Below are 23,764 nucleotides of genomic sequence, written 5' to 3'. Positions count from 1 at the left end.
CCTCTAAATTGAACTCGTATATTCAATGTTGGTTCCTTTTAATACGTCTCTCCTTACCAACGCTATTAAACATAATGTTGTTCCGAAGCCCCCTATAAACAACGTAGTCTGAAGCCCAAACACAGAAACTAAAAATGCGCTAGCAAAACTCCCCAATGCCCAAGCTCCCCAATTAAGCGTACGCTGTACAGCATTTACTCTGCCTAGCATGTGACTTGGTGAGACAAGTTGTCGTATGGTTGCAGCGTAAGGGGCAAATACACCTTCTCCCATCCCATGTATGATGCTTACAGCCACTATACCGTAAACAGTCCCCAAATATCCCATGATCGGTATAAAGGACAGACCTATAACGGATACAGTAGCGCTATAAGTAAGCATTTTTGTATTATTCATTTGTTGACCTTTTTTGATGAGTATCGTATTGCCTATTACAAATCCCACCGCTGCCGAACCTACAACAAAGCCTATTTCAAGTTCAGATAGACTCATTACCTTATAAAGGAATATGACTAATATGCTATATAGTATGTATTTGAAAAAGCCGTAAACAGCGCCGCAGCTTACAATTGGTTCCAGTACGGGGTGGCTTTTAAAATATATTAATCCTTCATATATGTTTTTATATATGGATTTTATATTTACGTTTGTTAAAGAGCCCTCTGTATGCGGTTTAAACCTTGAAATACTTAATACAAACACAAAACAAACAAAATACGTTACTGCGGTAACAGAAAATGAGCCTGTTAATCCAACTACAGTAAACACGATTCCTGCTAGCATAGGACCAATTACGGTAGCAAGAGACTCCGAAAGGGCTAGTTGAGCATTTCCTTTTTTTAAGTTGTCTTTATCTGTTACTATTTCCGGTAAGAAAGAAGGAATGGCAATGTTGTAAAACGTAGTGAATATTCCATATACAAACATGAAAAACACCAATAAAGGAAACGTTATTGTATTTGTTACAGCCAGTATGAATACGGTTAAAAGTAAAGCGCTTTGACCTATACTACAAATGAGCAAAACCTTTTTCCTATGGAGGATGTCTATCAAAGCACCGGCTACTAATCCGAAAATGAGATAGGGTATGAATATAATTCCACGAAGCAAGGCAGCATTCGCCTCACTTGTTTGTAGCACCTCTAACGCAAACAGAGGTAATGCTACTACTATAAACTGGGTGCCTAGCAAACCTATAGACTGTCCTAGCCAAAGCTTGTAAAAATTATAATATTTTTTGTTTTTCATCATACACCTCTATTTATAAATGACCACGTTTACGATATAAGTAAGATCAGATGAAACCTAGCCTCGTTCAAGTTCCAACAGTTGCGTTTTCATTTCCATTCCGCCGCGATAGCCCGTCAGTGATCCATTTTTACCGATAACACGATGGCATGGAACCGTAATCAGGATCGGATTGGCTCCAATGGCCCTCCCAATTGCCCGAACCGCAGTCGGTTTTAGCATTTGTTGAGCAATATCCGAGTAGGTTCGAGTTTGACCGTACGGAATATCACAGAGTGCCTTCCATACGGCTTCCTGAAAAGGGGTGCCTTGATAAAAGATTGGAATGGTGAACCGGCTGAGCTTGCCTTGAAAATAACGAACAAGCTCATCGGCAAAAGGTTGCAATTGTTCGTCATCTCGAATCAGATCGCTTTCAGGCATGTAATGATTTGCCCATTTCACCAACTCTTCGAATGGTTGATGTTGCGATCCGACAAAACATAAGCCTGTATTTGTGGCGGCAATGTACACCTTCCAGTTTTCATAAGACAACAAGGACCAATAGAGAGAACTGCTTTTTTTAGGTGTCATTTGAAAATGCCTCCTTCAAGTGTTGTTTTTGCTGCCTACGATAAGCTTCCGGCGTTTGTCCCGTTTTCCGCTTAAACAGCGTAATAAAATAAGGGGTATTGGAAAGTCCGACAGACTCACCGACTTCAGCAACTGGGTCATCAAAAGTAGTCAATAACATTTTCGCCTTTTCCATTCGGACATGCTGGATGTAGTCCACCGGGGTCATGCCTTTGATTTTTTTAAAGGTTCTATGCAAGTGATAAGGGGTTCCATGACTCAGAAGCGCAAGGACTTCGAGCGTCAACGTTTCATCGCAGTGGCTATCCACGTATTCGGTTATGAACGCAATCCACTCCTCATCGGGTAATCTTTGCCTGGTTGGCTTGCACCGTTTGCACGGACGAAAATGTGCGGCTAGTGCTTGATCAGCATTTTCAAAAAAACCAATGTTTTCTCTTTTGGGTACTCTTGATTTGCAAGAAGGGCGACAAAAAACCCCTGTTGTTTTCACTGCATAAAAAAACTGTCCGTCATAAGAAGCATCATTATTGGCAATTGCCTGCCACTGTTCATCAGAAACAGAAACGGATTGAATGGGCTTGTCAGAGTCTCGTTGTTGATTCGTTCGTTTCGAATTCATTTTCCAATCGTATGTCACTTTGAACCACCTCTCGCTTCAGTATAACCCTGGAAACAAGTTGTTGTACGCATTTTGGAATGTAACAGCAAGATAACGAAATTACAATGATATTCTCAAGTAAATTCGTGCGCACAAAAATACAAAAAGGCTTAAACAAGGGTGAATTTCGAGAAGGTTTAATGCCGTATATATGGCCTGTAGGTTGGGAACACATCAATTTCTTAGGAGAATATAAGTTTGAGGGATTACATGCAACAAGTGTACATTCCTTACGTCCTTTAAATAAGAAAGAGCCAAATTACCGTTAACGGGGTAAAATTCGGCTCTTTCTTATCCAAATTTGCTTAGCGTGTCAATTCAGAGCTCGTCTTTCCTTTATCCGCAATTTTTGTCCAATTCAATCCGTTATCTTCGGTGATGTACACATTCTTGTTGAAGGTGCCAAATGCCCACTGCTTGTTATTTACGGGGTTTTGGCCAAAATAAGCGATAGCATCTTCACCAAGCTCGGGAATATGGTGCTTTTCGCTCTGCTTCGTATCGATGTCAAGCTGTTGCAAATAGGCTTGGTTCTCATAGCCTCCGATAAACAGCTTGCCTGCAAGATTGAAAAATAGTGACGTTGTCTCGCCAGCAGACCATACTTTTTCAAAGCTATTGCCATAATCTTTAGACAAATAGACACCACGTGGAGTACCGACCGCCACTATGGGCGCTTCAGTCGCATGCGCAGCGATCGCGGTCGTTTGCTCGTTAAGGCCTTTCATTACACTTTTCGTCCAAGTGCGGCCCTGATCGACAGAATAAAAAAGTCCCGCTGCATCCATCTTCGAATTAGCTTCTGGATTTACAGCATAAATCACATGCGAATGGTAGCCAACCGCCATGTGATGAAAATCCGTCTCCCCTTGCAGCGCAAGCATCTGTAACGTGTTGCCTTCGTTCGTGCTTTTGACGATTCCAAATGGATTTTTCAGATCAGAACCGGGAGCCGGATGGCCACTAGAATAAAATCCGTCACTGACGGTCGTGAACCCCATATAGTCGTGCTTAGCACCCTCTTTCGCTTCCCAACGTCCCGCTGTGTACGCCTTTAAGCCATCATGCGCTGGAATAAGAATCCGTTTACCGTCTGAAGAAAACCCTATACCGTGGACATGTTCCAAGTTTACGGTTGGAGCTGTGCTTCCATTTTTCCCATATACATAAATGCTACCCAACACTATAATCCCTAGCAGGGATACGATGACTCCCCATTTTGTCAGACGCATCGGTTTGGCCGATTGCACTTGCGTCTCTTTATCTCGCGCTTTCTTTCTATTGTTCGAACTCCCCATACACTAGCCCCTCCTTATTGTGCAGCCTCTAGTCAATAGCCTGTTTCATTGTAGCTCTCACTTGTGAAGAAATGATGAGGATGAGATGCGAAATACAAAAAACCGCTCCCCGATGGTTGTCGAGAAGCGGCAAGTCGCAGCACCTAATGATCGCTGTTTCCTATTTAAAATGAATATTGATTTGAACAATTTCCGAGCGACTACCAAGTCGTAAGGGCGGACCCCAAAAGCCAAAGCCAGAGGAAACAATCGCATGAAAAGTGCCTTGCTGCGCGTAGCCCCAGTCCAACTCATACATCTTCTTCGTAATGAGATGATTAGGCGCCATTTGCCCCCTGTGGGTATGGCCCGACAGCAGTAAGTCAACACCAGCTGCCTTAGCTTGTTGCAATTCAAAAGGCTGATGATCCATCGCAATCACCGGCAATCGTTTGTCGATACTGTTCGTTAAATCTGCAAAGCTTAGCCGATTCCGATCGGTCTTATCTTTTCTACCGACAATGTAAAAGCTATCTTCGATGTTGATAACCTCATCTAGCAAGATTTTAATATCAATATCATGCATGACTTGCAAAAATTCAGGAATCGCTCCGCCGTAATGCTCATGGTTGCCTAGCACGCCATAGACGCCGAGTGGAGCACGCATTTGCTGCATGACCTGTCCCATTTGATGTTTAATAAAGTGGCCCGGGTGATCGTCGATAATATCTCCAGGCAATAAAATGATATCAGGCTTCATCTCGTTAACATGGCGCACTAATCGTTTCAGATGCGACATTCCCGAGAGCTTGCCGAAGTGCATGTCCGAAGCCATTGCAATGCGCAGCGTTTGGCGCTCGTTCGCTTGTTTCGCGATGCTGATGTTATACGTACGAACGACTGGACTGTAGGCATTGAACGTTCCATACACAAAAATAAGAAAGAAAGCAAGCAACACACCGGCGCCAGTCCAGACGATAGCTTGTTCTTGAGGTACGGAAAGTAGCTGTAACATAAATACCGTTAAATTAGCTAAAGGTAACAAAATTATGGCGTATTGGATGACCCCAAACCAATAAGATCCGATCATTCTTAAAAAAGAAACTTTAACTATTTGGTTTATGATATAGGCGTACGCAAATACGCCGAGCAGCAGCCAATAATAGGCCCAATATTGAAAATCAAAGGTTGTGCTCAACCAGACTGCTCCGTTCCACCCCATATAGATGGTGATTAGGGTGTAAATCACAAGCACACCGAACATGCTTAACCATTTTCGTATTTTCACAGTATGCCTCCTATATATAGTAGCTATCAAAAATATATCATATCTATGTTAGGATTGATATGGAAGGATAGACTGGTCGATTTTCCCACAAACCTTGCCATTTCCATTTCGTACTAATAGATGAATATACAATCATATGAGAGGATACTTCTTATGAACAACTACCGTAGATTCAAACCGTATCAAACGTATCAAAAAGTCTTGCTGACTTGGATAGCCGTCATGATTACGGGTACTGTTATCGCTCCTAGCACGCTCTCGGCTGAAGCCCAACGAGCAGCTCAACCACCAAACCAAACATCAAACCAAACACTAAGCCAAACACTGAGCCAAGCATCAAGTACGGCTATTCCCAATGCCCGCATAGCGTGGTCTGTGAACACGGGGAAACTTGATCATTTTGCGGTTGGCGACGGCAAGGTCTTTTTGCTGCAACAAGGCCAGCTTGTCGCAATGGATACAAAGAAGGGTAACCGCCTATGGAAATATGGCAGTCAGCTTCAATCATCCGTAGTGTACAAAGAAGGCTATGTGTATGTTACTTCGACTGGCGGTTCCATCTATGCCGTAGACGTGCGTACAGGCAAAAAAAGCTGGGAAGCGTCTGTCAAATTGAAAGATATAAGAGAACTTCGTGTCGATGGCGATCATTTATACACGATTAGCGAGCAAATCAACGCCTACCATGTGAAAAATGGTAGGTTGGTATGGAAAAACGCCAGCAAAATCGCTGATGCCAGACTTGACGGCTTCGTATCGTTTACTAAGGATCGTGTGCTAACCAACAACATCGTATCTGGCGCTACGACGATGAGTCAGTTCATCGCTTACGATCGCCAGACGGGTAAAGAGGTCTGGTCCTTGCGTGAGCGTTATCCGGTGCAAGTTCATGGTTCATCCATTATCCTGCAATCGATGTACGGCTCACCGCTCCTCCCCACGCTCGAGTACATAGATGCTCGAACCGGTAAAGTATTGAAGACGAAATCGTACAATCCTTTGCAAATCGATACGGCCAAATTCCCACCATCCGAACGGTATAGCTTGCATGGGAACATCTATATGGATGGTCATGATGTATTTGTTGCCATCGATTCCAGTGTTACGGATCAAGTGTTGCACGTGTACCACTACTCGGCAGGAGCAGATCCGCTGAAGCCTGCTACCAACGTTTATAAGCCGTTTGGAAAGCACATGAAATCCGCAACGTTGGATGAAATTGTTGATGGCCAAATCATATTCCGTGATCAATCTGCTCTCTACAGCTTTAAGTTAAATAATAAAGCGGCTGTGTACTATCGTGCAATCAATCGCGGACAGCTTGCGAGCATTTATGTCATTGAGCACCTTATGTTTGCCTTACACACAGACGGAACGTTAATCGCGCTTGATGTGAATTCGGGTATGCCGCTCTTAAGGCTCCAGACGAACGGATTGCAGAGCCCTCCTGTCATCGCTGACGGCAGCGTGCTCATTTTAATGAAAAATAAATTTGTTGTTATTAAAAAACCTAAAATCGAAACAACCTAAGATCGAAGCAACCTAAGATCTCATAACGGAACAAGCAGCCCACTCATATGAAATTTTAAACATATGAATAGGCTGCTTGTTTTTTAATTTCTTCATTTCCCCATCATTTCCTCATCATTTACCCTCCTGAGCATGTTCTTCAAACCAACCGATAAAGTAATGAACAACATGTAAGACTTCCTCCAAGGGTGGAACCTGCTTGTATCGTAATACTTGTTCAATCTGTTGAAATGCTGCTTCACTCGGAAAATAATGCTGAACAATGAGGAGGTCTTCCAGCACACTTGTAGACCAGCTTTCATCTTTTTCAGCAACTAGACAATAGGCACCTCGTACAATACGTTCAACATCGAATGCACTTTAGAACTATCGACTTTAGGAGCAATGGGATGGTCCCATTTAAATGTTTGAGTTGCTTCATTTAAAAGAGTCTTTTCTTGCGGAGTTAGCGATGATTTCAATATCACAGTTAAATCAATATCGGACGATCCCGGCATCGCTTCTCCTCGACCTACGCTACCATAAATATACACACTATGTAGCTTAGGGCCTGCACTATTTTTCAAAATTTCAATGAGTTGGCTTAAAAGTTCTTGGTAGATCCTATCTATTTTATGTAATGAGGTTGGGTTTACAATAAATCCATCAACATCCACTCCGATTCTTGTAGGAAACTGCATATTTCTCCCCCCTCATTTAGTGTTCGACAACTAACAGAACCTTACCTGTGCTTTTTCTGCTTTCAACCCATTGATGAGCCAATGAAGCATCCTGTAGCGCAAACCGTTCGCTAATTTTAATGTTCAGCTTTCCATGTTCCAATAAGCGAAATACTTGAATGGCTGTATGTTGTAATCGTTCTGGATGTTCTTTTCTTGTCGTTCCCAAGCTAAATCCGAGTACAGAGCGGCAACTTGCATGCAAATCGTTCGTATGGATCTGCCCTGTTTTTCCACTTGAATTTCCAAACATGACTAAACGACCATAGTGCGCTAGACAGTGCAGACTCTTCTCTGTTATATCTCCTGCAATACAATCTAAAATAACATCGGCACCTTTGCCGTCCGTTAATGCATTCACTTTTTCAGCAAAGTCACCTTTTTCATAACAAATCACTTCGTCCGCTCCAGCACTTATGGCCATCGGTATTTTGCTTTCATCGCCTACCGTGCCAATGATTTTAGCTGCACCTAACGCTTTGGCGATTTGAATGGCTGTCGTTCCTACCCCGCCTGCGGCGGAATGAATAAGAACGGTCTCTCCACTCTGTAAACGTGCTACATCAGCTAGAAGTTTATAGGATAAAAAAGATACGATACCGCAAGCTCCCGCCGTATCAAAATCAACGCTGTCCGGAATAGCGAACGTTAAATTCTCATCTGCCACGATATACTCGGCATACGATCCATGATGTGGAAAAGCCAATACGCGCTGCCCCACAGCAAAAGACTTCACCTTGTCTCCGATTTTTTCAATTACGCCTGACGCTTCTAGTCCAGGTATATAAGGTAGTTTTCCTTTGCCCTTTTTCCCATATCTGGATTTAATATCAGCAAAATTAACACTCGTTGTTTTGACACGAATTAGGATTTGGTCTGTATGTATGGTCGGCATCTCAACATCGACGACTTTCATATTTTCGGGTGAACCGAAGCTTTCAACGATAATGGCTTTCATATGTATTCACCTTCCATTTCATAGTGTGAAATGCAGTTTCATGTAGGTTCATTTTATAAAGCGCTTGCAAGAAATTCAATTATTAAATCTCTCTTTTAACGGATGCTACATGTGAAAATGTGAAAAACCGTACATTGGGGCGTGTACGGTCACGTCTTTCTATGTACTTACTGCGATGATCCAATTTACTCGTGCAAATCGTGCAAAGTAATCAGCTCGGGACACTCATCCCTCGCGTCCAGCTTGCAAAAGTTCAACTATTTTACGCGTTGTATTTACATTTCGGATCGTCACTTGTTGATATATCTTGGTGCCCATCAGTTTCATCATCCCGCTCTTCGTTACATGATTGCGATCAACCGACCATAAAATCGCTCCAGAAACGTATTTTACCGTATCGACTTCCGGATTGATGACAAGCCGATCAAGCACTGATTCATCATCGATTTCATCCCACAAAAACAGCACGTCGCTCTTCATCTGTTGATCGTTTGACCATGACGCTGGTAGCGAGCTCATCATTTGTGTAAACTCCTCATCACTACGAATGACAACTTTAATGGATAATCCGAAGTTTGTCTGAATAGCCTCTTCCAGCATGTGTGATAGTTGCATTTTTGAATGTTCATCGGTCGTAAAAATGATATTACCCGTATGAATATAGGTCACTACATTTTCCATGCCCGCTTCTTCAAACGCTGTTTTAAGCAGCTTCATATCTATTTTGTTTTTACCGCCAACATTGATTCCCCGAAGCAGTGCGACATAAAGCATGATTATCCGCCTCTCATACATGCATGATGTATCGTGATCGATATCCGTTCATTTCGCGCTTGTATCGTTTATTTTCTTACCGCCTTCAACATGGCCCTAATTTCCTCAATGACCAATTCCGGCTCGTCCTGATGAATATCATGGCCGCTGCGACTCGCAATTCGGTACTTGCTCGACGTTGACAACCGCTGGAAATCCGCCTGTAACGTTTGCTCGATTTGTAGTATGTCATGACTGGGCCATTCCTCGCCCCTCACATCCGGCAAGCCGCTCGTAATAATAGAAAGCGGAAAGTCCCATGGCACAGCATAATCGACGATTTGTTTATAGCTCGTTACTTTGTCGATTCCCTCACGATTCAGCATTGGATTCTCGTAATACTCCCGATTTGCTGCGACTAACTTACTTGGCAGAACTCGTTCATACGCAAGCTCTTTATATTCGGGAGCAGCGTCAACAAGTACCATTCCCGCAATGAGATGCGGATAAAGGCTTGCATACAGCCTAGCGACCAAACCGCCAAAGGAATGACCTACCACAATATAGGGTGGTTCCACGTCTAGCTTGTGTAACAGCACTGCAAGCTCCTCGGCGAGATCATGCAAAGTTCGCGGAATAGGTGCCGCTTCGCTTCTGCCAATACCTGCTCTATCATAGGAAATGGTTGACGCTTCCTGCGATATCCGGTCTTGAATCTCGCCCCATACCTCCCCACTATCGCCTAATCCGGCTATAAAGACAACGCTGGGTGTACATGTGCGTATGTAGGTGCTAAATATTTTGCGGTTATCACACATGATTAAATGACCTTCCTTCTGATTACGCATCTCTCTCTCTCCTTGTAGCATATAAGTATCGGATACATGTATAATAATTCGGTCCTAACAAAGTATAAAATGACAGGATTTTCGTGCTATGAGTTTGTTATTATTCAATCAAGGAGTTGAGCAGGATGGCGTTGGTTGAATCATTGCAAAAAGCGATCGACTATATGGAAGCACATTTACTACGTTCCATCACGATTGAACATATAGCGAAGCAGGCTAACATGTCTCCCTCACACTTTCAGCGTACGTTTTGGATTTTAACGGATACTTCGGTGGGAGAATATCTTCGTCGCCGTCGTCTAACGATTGCTGCGCAACAACTAATAAGCACCAATTGTAGACTTGTCGATCTTGCCTATGCGTGCGGCTACGATACGCCTGAATCTTTTACTAAAGCGTTCCGTAAACAGCATGGTGTAACGCCAAGTGATGTCAGAAAAGGGATTGGACAGTTGCAATCCTACAATCGCCTTATGATTCAAGTTAATCTGAAAGGAGTAGAACCGATGAAATATCATATCGTCGAAAGAGATGCTTTCCAAGTCATCGGAATAAAACGAACCGTATCATTCGGACAAGAATGCGCAGGAACACCTAATATTGGACAATTCTGGGGTGAAGCTCATGCCAATGGAACCGTCGATCAATTGACGGGATTGATTAATGGGCAATTGAAAGGGCTGCTAGGCATTACTGAAAATTATAACACAGCCGACAGCACAATTGACTATTGGATTGCTGCTGAGCATCAAGGAACTGTGCCCGCTGAGCTTGCCAGCTTACATTTTCCTGCATCCAAATGGGTTGTATTTGAAATAAGCGGGCCAGTTCCAGCTGCCTTGATTGAGGCATGGAAAAAAATTTATTCCGAGTGGTTTCCATCTAACGGATATGAACCTGCTGAGATCGCACCTCTGGAAGTTTATCTTGCCCCTGATCTTGATCGTGCAGATGCTTACAATGAAATTTGGGTCGCGATTAAATAACAGTGAACAACCCCGACACATGATGAGCCCATAACATGTCGGGGTTCCTATTGCATCGCTTATTCTTATTTTCCAGCTAAGCAAATTTGCCTCACGGTTTGCAGATTGTGGCTCTCTAGCATGGTGTCAAGCCAAGACAGATATTCGCCATCGACATCTGCCTCCGTTGCAATTAACACTTCTTTGATCCATTCATTTCTCGCTTGGCTTCCCGCTTCTGAATCTAATTCATAGATCGGACCAATCGAAAAATCATCCTTTACACCAATGATTTGTTCGTTTTGATGCTTTTCACTTTTGCTCAACCCAAATTTCGAATTTCCATATGCAGAGTCACCAAAAGCGATGTGTACTCGATTCATGTTCAAAAAGCTCCCTACTTCAAACTAAATTCCTTTTCTTCATCCCACTGAATCTGATAATTAAATATATCATCAGTTATTCCTAGCATAAATGGATCGGCCTGTTCAAACATCTTCGAGATATGATTTATCCGTGGTTTACGGTCAAATTCATAATAATAGTAAGCATCTCGATAATCATGTTCATGTAACATTTTTGCTAAGTACATCGCATCTTCAAGTGCAATTGAAGTACCTTGTCCCGTATTCGGACTTGTACCGTGAGCAGCATCGCCAATGAGCGTCACGCGTCCCTTTGACCAAGTTGCTAGCGGATCGAACTGCAATAAGTGCCTTGGATAAAGGTTCGTCGAGTTGTGAAAAATGTCAGCCACGGGCCCTTGCCAATCGTCGACTAGATTTAGCAAATCTGCTTTTAACGCGTTTGTTGTTTTGTTTTCAAAATGCTTGGCAGGAATCTTTCGTTCTTGAAGTCCAATTCCTTGCCATAATGCTTTATTTTCTGTGGCATGACATCTCCCTACTACAAGTGAGAATGTCTTATCCATGAACACTAGCATTTCATTTTGAAGCCCTAATCCCTCTGTAGATACCAAGCCTTGTATCGTCCAAAAGCCGCCATATTTTAGATGATGGCCTTGAGGAAATATCATTTCTCTCGTCTTTGAATGAATACCATCAGCGCCTACTAGCAAGGTTCCAATTGCCTGTGTCTGATCTTCAAAGTACGCGGTTACATTCGTCTGTGATTGCTCCAATGCAACGAGCTTCTTACCATACTCCACCGCAATTCCTTTGCTCTCTGCTTCAGCAAGCAACATTTTCATGACATGTGTTCTCGTTATATTGACAGATGGGCAGCCAAACTTTATATGGTCAAAAGAATTCATGATCGACACTTCTTCGTTATGGTGCGTAAATATTTTGTATTGATTCAGTGCCGTACTGTTTTCTTCAAGTTCATGCTTTAATCCCAGCTCATGTAAAACATTGACACCATTGGGACTAATAATAAAACCTGCACCCGCTTCTTTAAAATAAGGGTAACTTTCATAAATCGTACTAGAAATACCTGCACGATGCAAAAATAACGAAAAGGAAACGCCTGCTACTCCGGCACCAATAATGATAACATGCTGATGACTAAACATCTTATCCCTCCTCCATTAATTAGACCGACCGTTCAGTTTAATTATATTCGATGAATGATCTTCTATGCAAATCTACTCACACAAAAAAAGATCACTTTATGTCTCCCCTAACGAGAAAAGTGATCTCTTGAACGAATTGTTTATATGTTTACTATTCCATTCCACTTCCGTGTTCGTTACGGATATTAGAATACTTCACGACTGGCCATTTTTCCTTCCGCAACGCGTCAAGCAATTCATCGCCAACGTGCAAATTATCTCGCACCAAATTACGAGGGGTAAGTGCCATCCATTGGTTTAAGGAGATATCGGCAAAACGGTCGCTCTTAAACATTTCGAGAAACCATAACGTTTCGTCCCCGATATTTTGAATATAGTGTCCGTAAGCAAATGGGACATAACCGACATCGCCCGCTCGAACATTATATGTACGAGCTGCACCGTTTCCTGCGAAAACGGTCATACGGCCCACTCCCGTCAAGTAATATTGCCATTCGTCGTTATTCGGATGCCAATGCAGCTCGCGCATTGCGCCTGGTTCAAGCTCAACTAGCGCTGCGGCGATCGTTTTTGAAATCGGGAAGTTCGTGGAATCGACGATGCGAACACTGCCGCCAGGAGTTTTGAGCGGTGTTTGCGCAAGCAGGCGATGCTTGAAGCTGTGTGGAATTGTCCCGTACGGCGATTGTACGTGTTGACTTTCCAGCGAAGGCGGAACTTGATCTGGAAAAATGTAAACCTGTTCCGCAGGAATGCAGTTAAATGCGCTTTCGGGTACGCCAAAATTGGCGGACAGCACTTCTTTGGGTGTATGCGCAAACCAATCGGAAATCGATAATGTATTCAGGTCCGAAAAATGGCCATCATCGAAGACGAGCAAAAATTCACACCCTTCTTCCAGCCCTTGAATGGAATGCGGGATGCCTGGGGGAAAGTACCAGAGATCGCCTGGGCCGATGTCCGCAATAAAATTACGCCCCGCTTGATCGACCGATGTGATACGCGCCCGCCCTAACAGCATATACGCCCACTCTGCTTGCTGATGCCAGTGCAGTTCGCGTACACCACCTGGTGTTAAGCGCATATTCACACCCGCAAGCGTAGTCGCGATCGGAAGTTCCCTTACGGTAATCTCCCGCGACCATCCGCCATGATTTAATTGCATATGCGTATCCGAAAAAGAAAATTTCAAGTTCGGGATCAAGCCTGCATCCGTGACCGGCGGCACGAACATGTCGGGATTTTCCCGATCTCGCATGACATCCCGCGGGCCGCAATCTGTCGCACCAGCTCCATCTTTCCTGATGGGCTGTGGCACATGGTTTAGGTTTGCAGTTTGATTCTGTTTTCTCGATCCATTGTCCATGAGACAACTCCTCTCAGTTCAGTTAGGATAAGGATAATCCAGCATTTTGCATCCTCATTCAAATATGTTATGCCTTACATTTTGTACGTATGTGTTGCTCCATTTCAGATCAAAAAACACGTCACCCTTTCTCCTGAATAGAGAAAAGAGTAACGTGTTCCTTTTTTCGACATTAATTCGGTTCGGTAATGTTCACTTGATAATGTTCAGACGAATTTACAGTAGCCGCAATTTTTTGCTGCTTATTGTTTGCTACATGTCCATCTATATAAATTTCAGGTGTTGCATACTCTCCAGAGAAACTAACCTCGTCAATGACAATATCTACATTCTTTACTTTTTTAAAATGTTCAATCGTAGCTTGCTTAGCCGCTTGTTCCGTCTTTGGCCAATTTTCTACACTAAATTCATCGGGTGTACCATAATCCATAATCGCATACACCCAAGTCGCGAGCACAAGTATTACGCCAGCTATAATCATTAATATCGGATTTAGTATACTTTTCTTCATTTACACTCACCTTCCGTTATGTATGTTAGTTGAATTATAAAATAGTGCATCCGGTTTCACCATTTAATTAGATGACAGGAGTATTTCAATTTTGTAAGACTCCGATATCCACCATCCTATACATAAACCAATACCAAAAAACCGTGGGCAACAAATGGTTGTCCACGGTTTACTACAGTCGAAAGCTCAGCTCACTAATATGCTTTACAGACAATCACTCACGCACATCCGCATATTCGGGATGACGCTCAAATTGAATTTTAGCAAATGGGCAGAGAGGCAGCAGCTTAATATGATGCTCGCGTGCATATTCCACACTTGCTTGAACAAGCTTGTCACCGAGTTTTTGGCCTCGATACGCTTCATGCACGAATGTATGATCAATAATGTACAATTCTGGACTTGAGATGACATACGTCATTTCGGCAATTATCGTACCGTTATCACGGATAAGAAACTTTTTGTTCGATGCATCATGCTCAACCTTGTGCATGTCTATACCTCCTTACGTAACCTCTGGTTGCATGAAAATTCACCATTAAAAATTCGGATTACCCATTTTACCTGCTTGATAATCTTCAAACGCTGCAATGATTTCTTCTCTGCTGTTCATCACAAATGGTCCGTGCATGAAAATGGGCTCATTGATCGGCTCACCGCTCAACACAATGACGAGTGTATCGTCAGTCAGACCTTCGATCACAATTTCACCAGAAGCATTTTCAAATAAAATGAAATCGCCGTCATTAGCTGGGTGTGATTCGTTAATCGTTACATGTCCTTTAAGCACGAAGACAGCCGTATTGAAGGAAGCGGGCAGTTCAAACTGTGCTTTCCCCTTCTCTTTAAATGCAATATCGAACATATGGATTGGTGAGAAAGTCGTTGCAGGCCCTTTTACTCCATTGTACTCCCCAGCAATGACTCGAACAGTCCCCCCGTCGTTAGGCAGCTCTGTTTTTCCCATGTCCTGATTCAACAGTTCTTGGTACTTAGGTGGATGCATTTTATGGGCACGTGGTAGATTAACCCATAGCTGGATCATTTGGAACAACCCGCCTTGCTTCGAAAACGCTTGCTCATGGTACTCTTTATGCAGCAACCCTGATCCCGCTGTCATCCACTGCACATCGCCAGATCCGATTACCCCATGGTTACCATGGTTATCATGATGTTCAATTTTACCCTCATAGGCGATCGTAACCGTCTCAAAACCACGGTGCGGATGCGCCCCTACACCTTTCACCTCGTTGCTAGGTGGAAACATATAAGGAGCATTATAATCCATTAAAATAAACGGACTGATTCGTTGTTGAAAATCGTTACCCGAAGGGAAGTAGTTCGATACACGGAAACCATCACCAACCATATGAAAAGGTGCTCCTGTATACGTGCCCTCCATTTTACGGAATGTTGTCATCATCCATTTCCCCTTCCTCATCAATTAATCTTTATTTCAATAATCTTTAATTAAAGATAAATGATTATTCGTATTCCGTCAAGTAGAACACTGCCTCTGCACAACCGTAACAACGACGTTCAACCAAGTGTGTCATCGCCAAGCAACTCAACATAGGCTATAGGCATATGACTACTTTTGAGAAGAAGGTGAACGATCTATGCATGGTTTCTACTATCAACCACCTTGCTGGATACCCGTGTCTTATCCGCCTTACCAAGGCAATCATCCCTATGTTTATCTAAATACCTCGAACGCCGTCGCACGATATTCATCCGCGCCAGTAGCGGTTGCGAATGAAACAGAGAACCATATCGTACACGAGGAAACCCGCATCGATAAGCCACTTCCTTTTGTCCTCGTCCACGGCGCTTGGGGAGATGGAAGTTATTGGCACAAAACAGCCGAGGCCTTACGACGTGCAGGCCATCAAGTATATACGCCCACCTTGCCTGGACACGGCACTGACCCACATAAAAATGTGACGCATGCCAATTATGTTGATGCGGTCGTTGATTATATTACCCAACGAAATTTGCACAACATTGTGCTCGTAGGTCACAGCTTCGGAGGGACGGTTATTTCGAAAGTGGCGGAGCGGATACCTGATCGTATAAAAAGGCTTGTATTTATGAATGCGTTTGTCCTCGCTAATGGAGAAAGTGCAGCCGACGACATTGGGCCGGAAGGAAAAGCGACGTGGGCTGAGCTGGCCAAGCAATCAAGCGACCATACGATTATGCTCCCATTTCCAGTATGGCGTGAAACGTTTATGAATACAGCCAACCTTGAGCTTGCTACTCGCATCTATCGAACCGTCACTCCGGAGCCTGCTGGGCCACTATTTGAGAAGCTGGACCTGACGAAATTTTATAGCCTTAACATTCCTAGAAGCTACTTGTATTTTACGGAGGATTCCGCGCTTCCGCAGACTGAACAACATGGCTGGCATCCTCACATGTCCAGCCGCCTTGGACTGTTTCGCCTGATCAAGGGCAACGGCGACCATATGACTCCCTTCCACCGCGAACCGGCGCTAGTCGCCCGCAAGCTCGTCGAAGCAGGCAGAGAATAACGCACAACGACCGCCTCCCTAGTACAGTTCGGGAAAGCGGTCGCTATATCATGCAGAGTGAGCCTATCATAGAGCTCACCCTCATCTTTAATTCAGACTAATCAAACCAACCTTTACGCCATAACCAAAAAAACATCCCGAAACCAGCAACAGCCATAACTCCCAACACACTAAAATAACCCCAACGCCAAGCAAGCTCAGGCATGTAATCGAAATTCATACCATAAATACCAACAATAAATGTTAATGGAATAAAAATGGACGTGACCACGGTTAACGTCTTCATAATGTTATTCATTCGATTAGAAAGTAGCGAATTATAACTATCTCTCATATCGGCTGTTATTTCACGATTCGACTCGATCATTTCCGAAAGCTTAAGTAAATGGTCATAAATATTCGTAAAATAAGGGGTATGTTGTTTAATGCCAGCGATTTTGTCGGAACTGATAATCCGGTAAAAAAGATCCCGCATTGGAATAACCGTTTTACGTATTTTAAGTAAATCAGCCCGTATCGTATAAATTTGTTCCAGCAATTTTTGGATACTTACACTCTGTTCTTGATTTTCCAATTCATTTAGTTGGTCCTCAATTTGGTACAAGGTTGGAAAGTAACTGTCTACTAAATTATCCATGACTAAATACGTAGCGTAAACATGACCCTTTTTGATTAGGTGTCGTTGTTCAGTCATCTGTTGCCATACATGATCAATTTCAGTAGATGGTTGGAGATGGAAGGTAACAATGAAGTTGGTCCCTAAAAAGAAGTCCACCTCTTCGGCTTTCAATGTAGCTGGATTAATCGCATGCATAATGAAAAAATGAAGATCCGGATAATGGTCTACTTTGGGACGTTGTAGCCAATGAATGCAATCTTCGATAGCCAGCGGATGAAAATGAAATTGTTGTTCCAATAACACTGCTTCCTCGGCAGACGGTCGATCAAAATCTACCCAATACCATTTGATATTGGATTGGCTTAAACTTTCAAGCGAAGCATGCTCTACTATTTTCATCTCTTGTGTCACTGCTAAAATACGAATCAAACGTTCTCACCCTTATACAAAAATGAAAAGATCATAACTTACAGTATGCCCTAACCTCTCATCGTTTTGCAACAACGAACGACCGCTCCCCAACAATCGGGAAGCGGTCGCTTGTTCAAGTGAAGCCTATGTTCGGTTTAACTCCTCATTCGCAAACTACTCGACATTTAACCCTTTTTTCACGGAACTAGGCAGGTCATCTTTTTGCACTTCTTCATACTTTTTCATCTCGATATCCAGCACGTCTTTTTTCTTCTCATCCTTTTGATCGACATAAAGGGCGAGGAACGCGCCTTCTTTTAGCTTACCGTTGTTCTCTTTAAAGCTTGTAAACGTAATGGAACGCTCTGTCCCATTTTTACTAAATCCCGTTAACGTGTAATAACGTTTATTATCTTTCAATTCGCCTTCACCTTTAACTTGGACGTAGTACTTTTCAAACATTATATCGTGCATACCACAGCCTGCTGCCAACATCGTAACGACGAGTAGCAATGCGATTATAGAAAATTTCTTCATCCTTAACAGCCCCTTCTTGTTGTCGTGCTTCTAGTTGTTTGGGTCGTGAATGGGTCTACACACGTAGACTTATTGTTCTTTCGGCAACACAATTCGTTTATACATTTGCACAGTCACAACATAGTAAACCATGTATATCGCGATGAACAATGTGAGCGGCACCCATACCCGGTAATACGGATCAAGGATAATAAACGAGAACATGTTCAATCCAATGAGTACGTGTACAATTCCGACGATTGCGGGAAACAAAAAGACGTAAAACTGTTCTTTATAAATTGACTTCGTGAGTAGTTCCTTGCGAACGCCAATTTTGCGTAGCATTTGGTAACGACTAATGTCTTTGGTCGCCCCCGTCAAAATTTTAAACATCAAACTGCTGGCCATCATTGCTAAGAAGGCGATCCCTAGGAAAAACCCCATAAATACAAGGCCGCTGGAGAAACCGTGCATCATCTTATATGCACTGTACTTGCTATCAAGCTGATTTACACTGTCTAGCTTAAATTTGGCTACCTGCAATTGATCGAGCTCTTTCCACTGCTGCTCATACTTCAGGAAGTCGTCAGCTTGTCCAACAAACGCCACGCCGGCTTCCCCTTTAAGCTGCTCGTATTGTTGTTCATTCACGATTCGAATCTTGCGATCGGGATGTGCCCCATCCACATGAATCGTCCTAAACGCTTCATGCCAATCATCGGACCAGTTAGTTGAATCCCCTAACGGCAATTCATCGGATACACGCTTGATTTCACCTGTATTTTTCACACCACTCATGCCGTTATACACTCGTACGAATGGTGGATGGCTCACTAAATCCTCTTTCACATAGTAAACAAACTTACTGTCGTACTTAAAGCGATATTCATCTGACTCTTTAAATGTGATCGTGTCCAGCATGGATTTCTCTTTAGTAGTCGGATTGTGAATGACTGCATCATAAATGGACATCATATTCGCAGTTGCCATGACGTTGTTCTGAAAAGCCATACCCGTCGAAATGGCTCCCGCCCCCAGTGCGATTAGCATCGCAACCGTACCTAACACTTTCGTTAAGCTGTTAATACGGAAATGAAGCTGGGCAAATGTAAACATGTTAAGCCCTTTTTCATACGACCTTTTATTTCGTTTAAACAGGTTAATAAACCACGGCATAAACGTCATAAAGAGCAAGTACGTACCTGATGTTATCGTAATTAAGGCTACAATAATGCCCACTTGCGCGAAGACATTAATTTTAATCATGCTATAGTAACCAATTGCCAATAATACAAGTGAAAAAATAGCAGCAACTATCGTCATTTTACCTTTAACCGTTGCTCGTTCTGTATTAGCTTCCGCATGAATGAGCTGTAATACAGACACTCTGGACATTTTGATCGTATTCAAAATGGCAGATAGTACAAATAATATGGTAAAAAAGATAGCCGTTACTTGTAAGGAAGGGAAATAAAATGGATGATATCCACTACCTGTAAACTCCATTTGCTTCATAAGGAGTTGGCCTACCCCTTGGGCAAGCCCCACGCCTACACCGGTTCCCAACAATAGAGAGGCAAAGCCAAGTACGATTGTCTCCATAAACATAAGCGTCATAATTTTATGTTTTTTGGCACCAAGCATCATATACATACCGAACTCTTTTTGTCGAAGCGACAATAAGAACGAATTTGCATACATAATATAGAAAAATGTAATAATCGCTAGCAGAAATGAGCCAGCATGAAAGACGAACTGAATACTGCTAATACCCGCATTGTTTGATTCTAGAAAAGCTTTGTTTAAGGCTAACGTTTGGAACATATAAAAAATCGAGACGGACATGATAAGACCAGCGAGCAGGACAAAATAGTCCTTAAGCTTACTTTTCAGTCCTGACATGGATAACTTTAATAACATTCGGTTACGTCCTCTCTTACGATTTGTGCGTGCCTAAATCGGCAAGTACGTCCAAAATCTCTTTATAAAATGCTTCACGCGACGCTGTGCGCTTAATTTCTTTGTACAATTCGCCGTCTTGAATGAACAAAATACGCTGGCAATAGCTTGCACTAAATGCATCATGGGTGACCATCATAATCGATACACCATGCTCTTCATTCAAGTTCGTCATCGCTTCTAGCAAGCTGACCGCATTTTTGGAATCGAGCGCACCTGTTGGCTCGTCACCAAGTATGATCGCTGGCTCATGGACAAGTGCGCGTGCTGCCGCCGAGCGCTGCTTCTGTCCACCAGACACTTCCGAGGGATATTTTTGCAAAATGGATTCAATACCTAATGTTTCCGCAACCTTTTGCACTTTTGGTCCAATATGTCTGGAAGCTACACCTTGCAAAGATAGCGGCAAAGCGATATTTTCGTAAATCGTCAAATTCTCAATCAAATTAAAGTCTTGAAAAATAAAGCCTAGTTTTTGCGAGCGAAAATCAGACAGCTCTCCTTGCTTCATTTGCGTAATATCGGAGCCCGCAATTTTGATGACGCCTTCTGTCGCCTTATCCAGCGTTGAAATGACGTTGAGCAGCGTCGTCTTACCCGAGCCAGATGGCCCCATGATGCCAACAAATTCACCTTCACGAATCGCAAAGCTAACTCCTCTTAAGGCGTGCGATTGATTGGCACCTTTCTTACCGTACACTTTTTTCACATTTTGAATATCTACCACTGGTGCTTGCATTTGTACATCCTCCTACACGTTAATATCTGTCTCTTATTTTGCCGAAATAGCGCTGAAACTACCATTGATTAACATGACGCCTACCTTACTTTTTTGTCATGTTTCAGCCTATTTGATCACATTGCGCATCTTGAGTTTGCGGTGTATATGATGTAGAAATGAAAAAATGAACGAGAATGCTAGTGAAGCCTTTTTGAGGAAACGATGCAAGCAGTTCCACCTATTAAAGTTGATAATAAAGAGCAGACGATTCATTTTTTTCGAAAAAAGAGGGCTTGACATTGCCAAAGTGAATTATGTAATATTGTCCATAAATTAAAAACAAGGCTTTGACCAAAGACATGATGTTCTTTACGCACTGCCCAGAGAGAGAAGCATTAGCTGCGAGCTTCTTCAGTTAGCGATTGAACTTTACCCCTTTGTAGCCGTGGCGTTGAAACCGCCGATCGTCATCGATCGTGGCAGTAAGCGACACCGATTCATCCCCGTTACCGGATACGAATAAGGATTTTCCAGCTACATGCTGGAAATTGAATTAGGGTGGAACCACGAGCTGAACGCACTCGTCCCTTGCTGGGAGAGTTGCGTTTTTTTGCGTTCACTTTTCGTGTAAATCTGCTTGAATAGATGGAATTAACCAGAAAGGGAGGCTTAATCATGGAGATCAATGTAACACTGCCAGATGGAACTGCAAGGAGGTACGCACAAGGCACGACCATTGAACAAGTGGCGGAATCGGTTAGTATCGGCCTGAAAAAAAATGCGGTAGCTGGGAAAATAAATGGCCAGCTTGTCGATCTCTCAACTTGCATCGACCATGATTGCCTCGTTGAAATCGTAACGCTGGATAGTGAATTAGGTCAGAGCATTTATCGGCATAGTACGGCGCATGTGATGGCGCAAGCAGTAAAGCGCATCTATGGCGAGAAAGCGGTCAAACTTGGCATTGGGCCAGTTATCGAGGACGGTTTTTATTACGATATCGATATCGAAACACCGCTGACTCCTGATGATTTAGCCGCAATTGAGCAGCAGATGGCGGCAATCATTCAGGAGAACCTCCCTATCGTGCGTCGAGTTGTTAGCCGTGCGGAAGCGACTGCCCTATTCGAACAGCTTGCAGACCCGCTCAAGCTGGAATTGATTCATGATTTGCCGGAGGAAGCCGTTATTTCGCTGTATGAGCAAGGTGAGTTTGTCGATCTTTGCCGCGGGCCGCATCTGCCAGCGACAGGACGAATTAAGGCGTTCAAGTTGCTGAATGTGGCCGGAGCATACTGGCGTGGAGACAGCAGCAATAAGATGCTGCAACGTATTTACGGAACGTCGTTTCCGAAAAAAGCTCAACTGGATGAGTACCTACATGTTGTGGAGGAAGCGAAGAAACGGGATCATCGCAAGCTCGGCAAAGAGCACGCCTTGTTTATGTTCTCGGAGGAAGCGCCTGGGATGCCGTTCTATCTTCCAAAAGGAATGGCCATTCGGAACGAGCTTGAGCAGTTTGCACGGGAGCTTCAACGCAAGCGCGAATACGATGAAGTCCGTACACCGTTGATGATGAACAACAGGCTATGGGAGCAGTCGGGGCATTGGGACCATTACAAAGACAATATGTATTTTAGCGATGTGGACGATGCGACGTTTGCGCTCAAGCCGATGAACTGCCCTGGGCACATGCTTATTTATAAAAATAGTGTGCATTCGTATCGCGAGCTACCTATCCGCCTCGCGGAATTCGGTCAGGTGCACCGGCATGAATTTTCCGGGGCGCTGAATGGCATGATGCGAGTTCGTACGTTTTGTCAGGACGACGCGCATTTGTTCGTTCGGCCGGATCAAATCGAAGCCGAGATTAGCCGTGTGATTGCCTTGATCGACCACATTTATAAGGTGTTCGGGTTTGCATACACGGTGGAGCTATCCACTCGCCCAGCAGATTCGATGGGTTCTGAGGAGCTGTGGGACGAAGCGGAAGCATCGTTGCGAAGGGTACTCGATCAGAGCGGATTGGATTATCGCCTGAATGAGGGCGATGGCGCGTTTTATGGGCCGAAGATTGATTTTCATATTTTAGATTCGCTCAAACGAAGCTGGCAATGCGGAACGATTCAGCTCGATTTTCAGATGCCCGAGAAATTCGATCTGTCGTATATGGGTGATGATGGTCAAAAGCATCGTCCGGTCGTGATTCATCGTGCGGTATATGGCTCGATCGATCGGTTTATCGGTATTTTGACGGAGCATTACAGCGGTGCTTTCCCGCTGTGGCTAGCGCCGGTACAAGTCAAAATCTTACCTGTATCCGAGCAGTACGCCGATTATGCCTATGAAGTGAAACGTTCACTGGATGAGGAAGGAATTCGCGTTGAGATCGATCTGCGCAACGAAAGGCTCGGTTACAAAATTCGCGAGGCGCAGCTTGAGAAGGTTCCTTACCTATTCGTGATTGGTGAGAATGAACAGCAGTCCGCTACGGTGTCCGTACGGAAACGAGGCGCGGGAGACATCGGCTCCAACCATGTGCAAGATATGATTGGGCACATCAAAGCAGATATTCTTTCGCGACAATAGTTGCTTTAGCCTGATACTGCTGCAAGCCACCTTACTGCTAATTTCGATTCACAGTAAGGTGGCAACCAGCTAAGTAAGCGTGTTTAATGTTTGATTTCCGCTACTGCTGCTGTAACAGTGGCTAAATCACGAGTCACTCATTTTCAAATAAGCATGAATGATTGGGTTTAACATTTTCCATACT

At 43.5% G+C, this 23,764-nt stretch carries 23 protein-coding genes; 4 read left to right on the top strand and 19 right to left on the bottom strand.

Annotated elements, in window-relative coordinates; all coding sequences use genetic code 11:
- Positions 1-3: 3 nt before the first annotated feature.
- From KIK04_RS21905 to KIK04_RS21885, 5 genes are all read right to left on the bottom strand, one after another.
- Positions 4-1,248, bottom strand: coding sequence for an MFS transporter (locus KIK04_RS21905; RefSeq protein WP_232278854.1), 1,245 nt, complete (start codon positions 1,246-1,248; stop codon positions 4-6).
- Positions 1,249-1,305: 57 nt separating this feature from the next.
- Positions 1,306-1,821 (bottom strand): methylated-DNA--[protein]-cysteine S-methyltransferase, encoded by a 516-nt coding sequence (locus KIK04_RS21900; RefSeq protein ID WP_232275793.1) that lies wholly within the window; start codon positions 1,819-1,821, stop codon positions 1,306-1,308.
- Positions 1,811-2,461 carry a bifunctional transcriptional activator/DNA repair enzyme AdaA gene (locus KIK04_RS21895; protein WP_269670972.1) on the bottom strand — a complete coding sequence of 217 codons (651 nt, stop codon included), beginning with the start codon at positions 2,459-2,461 and terminating at the stop codon, positions 1,811-1,813. The genes KIK04_RS21900 and KIK04_RS21895 overlap by 11 nt, the downstream gene beginning before the upstream one ends.
- Before the next feature lie 326 nt (positions 2,462-2,787).
- Positions 2,788-3,780: a F510_1955 family glycosylhydrolase gene (locus tag KIK04_RS21890; RefSeq protein ID WP_232275790.1), complete on the bottom strand. Its 993-nt coding sequence runs from the start codon at positions 3,778-3,780 to the stop codon at positions 2,788-2,790.
- A gap of 160 nt (positions 3,781-3,940) precedes the next feature.
- Positions 3,941-5,047 carry a metallophosphoesterase gene (locus KIK04_RS21885; protein WP_232275788.1) on the bottom strand — a complete coding sequence of 369 codons (1,107 nt, stop codon included), beginning with the start codon at positions 5,045-5,047 and terminating at the stop codon, positions 3,941-3,943.
- Between the two features lie 153 nt (positions 5,048-5,200).
- Between KIK04_RS21885 and KIK04_RS21880 the strand changes: the two genes are divergently transcribed.
- Positions 5,201-6,577: an outer membrane protein assembly factor BamB family protein gene (locus tag KIK04_RS21880; protein WP_232275786.1), complete on the top strand. Its 1,377-nt coding sequence runs from the start codon at positions 5,201-5,203 to the stop codon at positions 6,575-6,577.
- Positions 6,578-6,891: 314 nt separating this feature from the next.
- Here the strand turns inward: KIK04_RS21880 and KIK04_RS21875 are convergent, their stop codons facing one another.
- The 4 genes from KIK04_RS21875 to KIK04_RS21860 form a co-directional block, all read right to left on the bottom strand.
- A complete protein-coding gene (locus tag KIK04_RS21875) occupies positions 6,892-7,257 on the bottom strand; it encodes a nucleotidyltransferase domain-containing protein (protein WP_232275785.1) in 366 nt (121 codons plus the stop codon).
- Between the two features lie 16 nt (positions 7,258-7,273).
- Positions 7,274-8,254 carry a quinone oxidoreductase family protein gene (locus KIK04_RS21870; RefSeq protein ID WP_232275783.1) on the bottom strand — a complete coding sequence of 327 codons (981 nt, stop codon included), beginning with the start codon at positions 8,252-8,254 and terminating at the stop codon, positions 7,274-7,276.
- A gap of 225 nt (positions 8,255-8,479) precedes the next feature.
- Complete coding sequence (locus KIK04_RS21865) at positions 8,480-9,028, bottom strand: DUF1697 domain-containing protein (protein WP_232275781.1); 549 nt, start codon at positions 9,026-9,028, stop codon at positions 8,480-8,482.
- A gap of 68 nt (positions 9,029-9,096) precedes the next feature.
- The gene (locus KIK04_RS21860; protein WP_232275779.1) at positions 9,097-9,855 is read right to left on the bottom strand and encodes an alpha/beta fold hydrolase; all 759 of its coding nucleotides are present in this window, start codon (positions 9,853-9,855) and stop codon (positions 9,097-9,099) included.
- A gap of 125 nt (positions 9,856-9,980) precedes the next feature.
- Here KIK04_RS21860 and KIK04_RS21855 point away from each other — a divergent pair, with 125 nt between their 5' ends.
- Positions 9,981-10,841, top strand: a complete 861-nt coding sequence (locus KIK04_RS21855) for an AraC family transcriptional regulator (protein ID WP_232275778.1) — start codon at positions 9,981-9,983, stop codon at positions 10,839-10,841.
- 65 nt (positions 10,842-10,906) lie between these two features.
- On the opposite strand, the gene KIK04_RS21850 is transcribed toward KIK04_RS21855, so the two are convergent.
- The 6 genes from KIK04_RS21850 to KIK04_RS21825 all read right to left on the bottom strand — a co-directional run bounded on the left by KIK04_RS21850 (position 10,907) and on the right by KIK04_RS21825 (position 15,654).
- Positions 10,907-11,203 (bottom strand): DUF1835 domain-containing protein, encoded by a 297-nt coding sequence (locus KIK04_RS21850; protein WP_232275776.1) that lies wholly within the window; start codon positions 11,201-11,203, stop codon positions 10,907-10,909.
- Between the two features lie 14 nt (positions 11,204-11,217).
- On the bottom strand, positions 11,218-12,354 hold the full coding sequence (locus tag KIK04_RS21845) for an FAD-dependent oxidoreductase (protein WP_232275775.1): 1,137 nt from the start codon (positions 12,352-12,354) through the stop codon (positions 11,218-11,220).
- 151 nt (positions 12,355-12,505) lie between these two features.
- Positions 12,506-13,720, bottom strand: coding sequence for an oxalate decarboxylase family bicupin (locus tag KIK04_RS21840; RefSeq protein ID WP_232275773.1), 1,215 nt, complete (start codon positions 13,718-13,720; stop codon positions 12,506-12,508).
- 172 nt (positions 13,721-13,892) lie between these two features.
- A complete protein-coding gene (locus KIK04_RS21835) occupies positions 13,893-14,231 on the bottom strand; it encodes a phosphoglycolate phosphatase (protein WP_232275772.1) in 339 nt (112 codons plus the stop codon).
- 214 nt (positions 14,232-14,445) lie between these two features.
- Complete coding sequence (locus KIK04_RS21830; protein ID WP_232275770.1) at positions 14,446-14,724, bottom strand: GNAT family N-acetyltransferase; 279 nt, start codon at positions 14,722-14,724, stop codon at positions 14,446-14,448.
- A 45-nt stretch (positions 14,725-14,769) separates the two neighbouring features.
- Positions 14,770-15,654: a pirin family protein gene (locus KIK04_RS21825; RefSeq protein ID WP_232275769.1), complete on the bottom strand. Its 885-nt coding sequence runs from the start codon at positions 15,652-15,654 to the stop codon at positions 14,770-14,772.
- A 196-nt stretch (positions 15,655-15,850) separates the two neighbouring features.
- On the opposite strand from KIK04_RS21825, the gene KIK04_RS21820 reads away from it, so the two are divergent.
- On the top strand, positions 15,851-16,765 hold the full coding sequence (locus KIK04_RS21820) for an alpha/beta hydrolase (RefSeq protein WP_232275766.1): 915 nt from the start codon (positions 15,851-15,853) through the stop codon (positions 16,763-16,765).
- Positions 16,766-16,862: 97 nt separating this feature from the next.
- On the opposite strand, the gene corA is transcribed toward KIK04_RS21820, so the two are convergent.
- From corA to KIK04_RS21800, 4 genes are all read right to left on the bottom strand, one after another.
- Positions 16,863-17,813: a magnesium/cobalt transporter CorA gene (gene corA / locus KIK04_RS21815; RefSeq protein ID WP_232275765.1), complete on the bottom strand. Its 951-nt coding sequence runs from the start codon at positions 17,811-17,813 to the stop codon at positions 16,863-16,865.
- A gap of 156 nt (positions 17,814-17,969) precedes the next feature.
- The gene (locus tag KIK04_RS21810) at positions 17,970-18,332 is read right to left on the bottom strand and encodes a DUF1093 domain-containing protein (protein ID WP_232275763.1); all 363 of its coding nucleotides are present in this window, start codon (positions 18,330-18,332) and stop codon (positions 17,970-17,972) included.
- 69 nt (positions 18,333-18,401) lie between these two features.
- On the bottom strand, positions 18,402-20,231 hold the full coding sequence (locus KIK04_RS21805; protein ID WP_232275762.1) for an FtsX-like permease family protein: 1,830 nt from the start codon (positions 20,229-20,231) through the stop codon (positions 18,402-18,404).
- 16 nt (positions 20,232-20,247) lie between these two features.
- Positions 20,248-21,009 (bottom strand): ABC transporter ATP-binding protein, encoded by a 762-nt coding sequence (locus tag KIK04_RS21800; protein WP_232275761.1) that lies wholly within the window; start codon positions 21,007-21,009, stop codon positions 20,248-20,250.
- A 657-nt stretch (positions 21,010-21,666) separates the two neighbouring features.
- Between KIK04_RS21800 and thrS the strand changes: the two genes are divergently transcribed.
- Positions 21,667-23,580 carry a threonine--tRNA ligase gene (gene thrS / locus KIK04_RS21795; protein ID WP_232275759.1) on the top strand — a complete coding sequence of 638 codons (1,914 nt, stop codon included), beginning with the start codon at positions 21,667-21,669 and terminating at the stop codon, positions 23,578-23,580.
- The last annotated feature ends 184 nt before the right edge of the window (positions 23,581-23,764 follow it).

Origin of the sequence: Paenibacillus sp. 481, assembly GCF_021223605.1 — a bacterium.
In the GTDB taxonomy this organism is placed as follows: Bacteria; Bacillota; Bacilli; order Paenibacillales; family Paenibacillaceae; genus Paenibacillus_B.
This window is presented reverse-complemented; position numbering and strand designations above follow the sequence as displayed.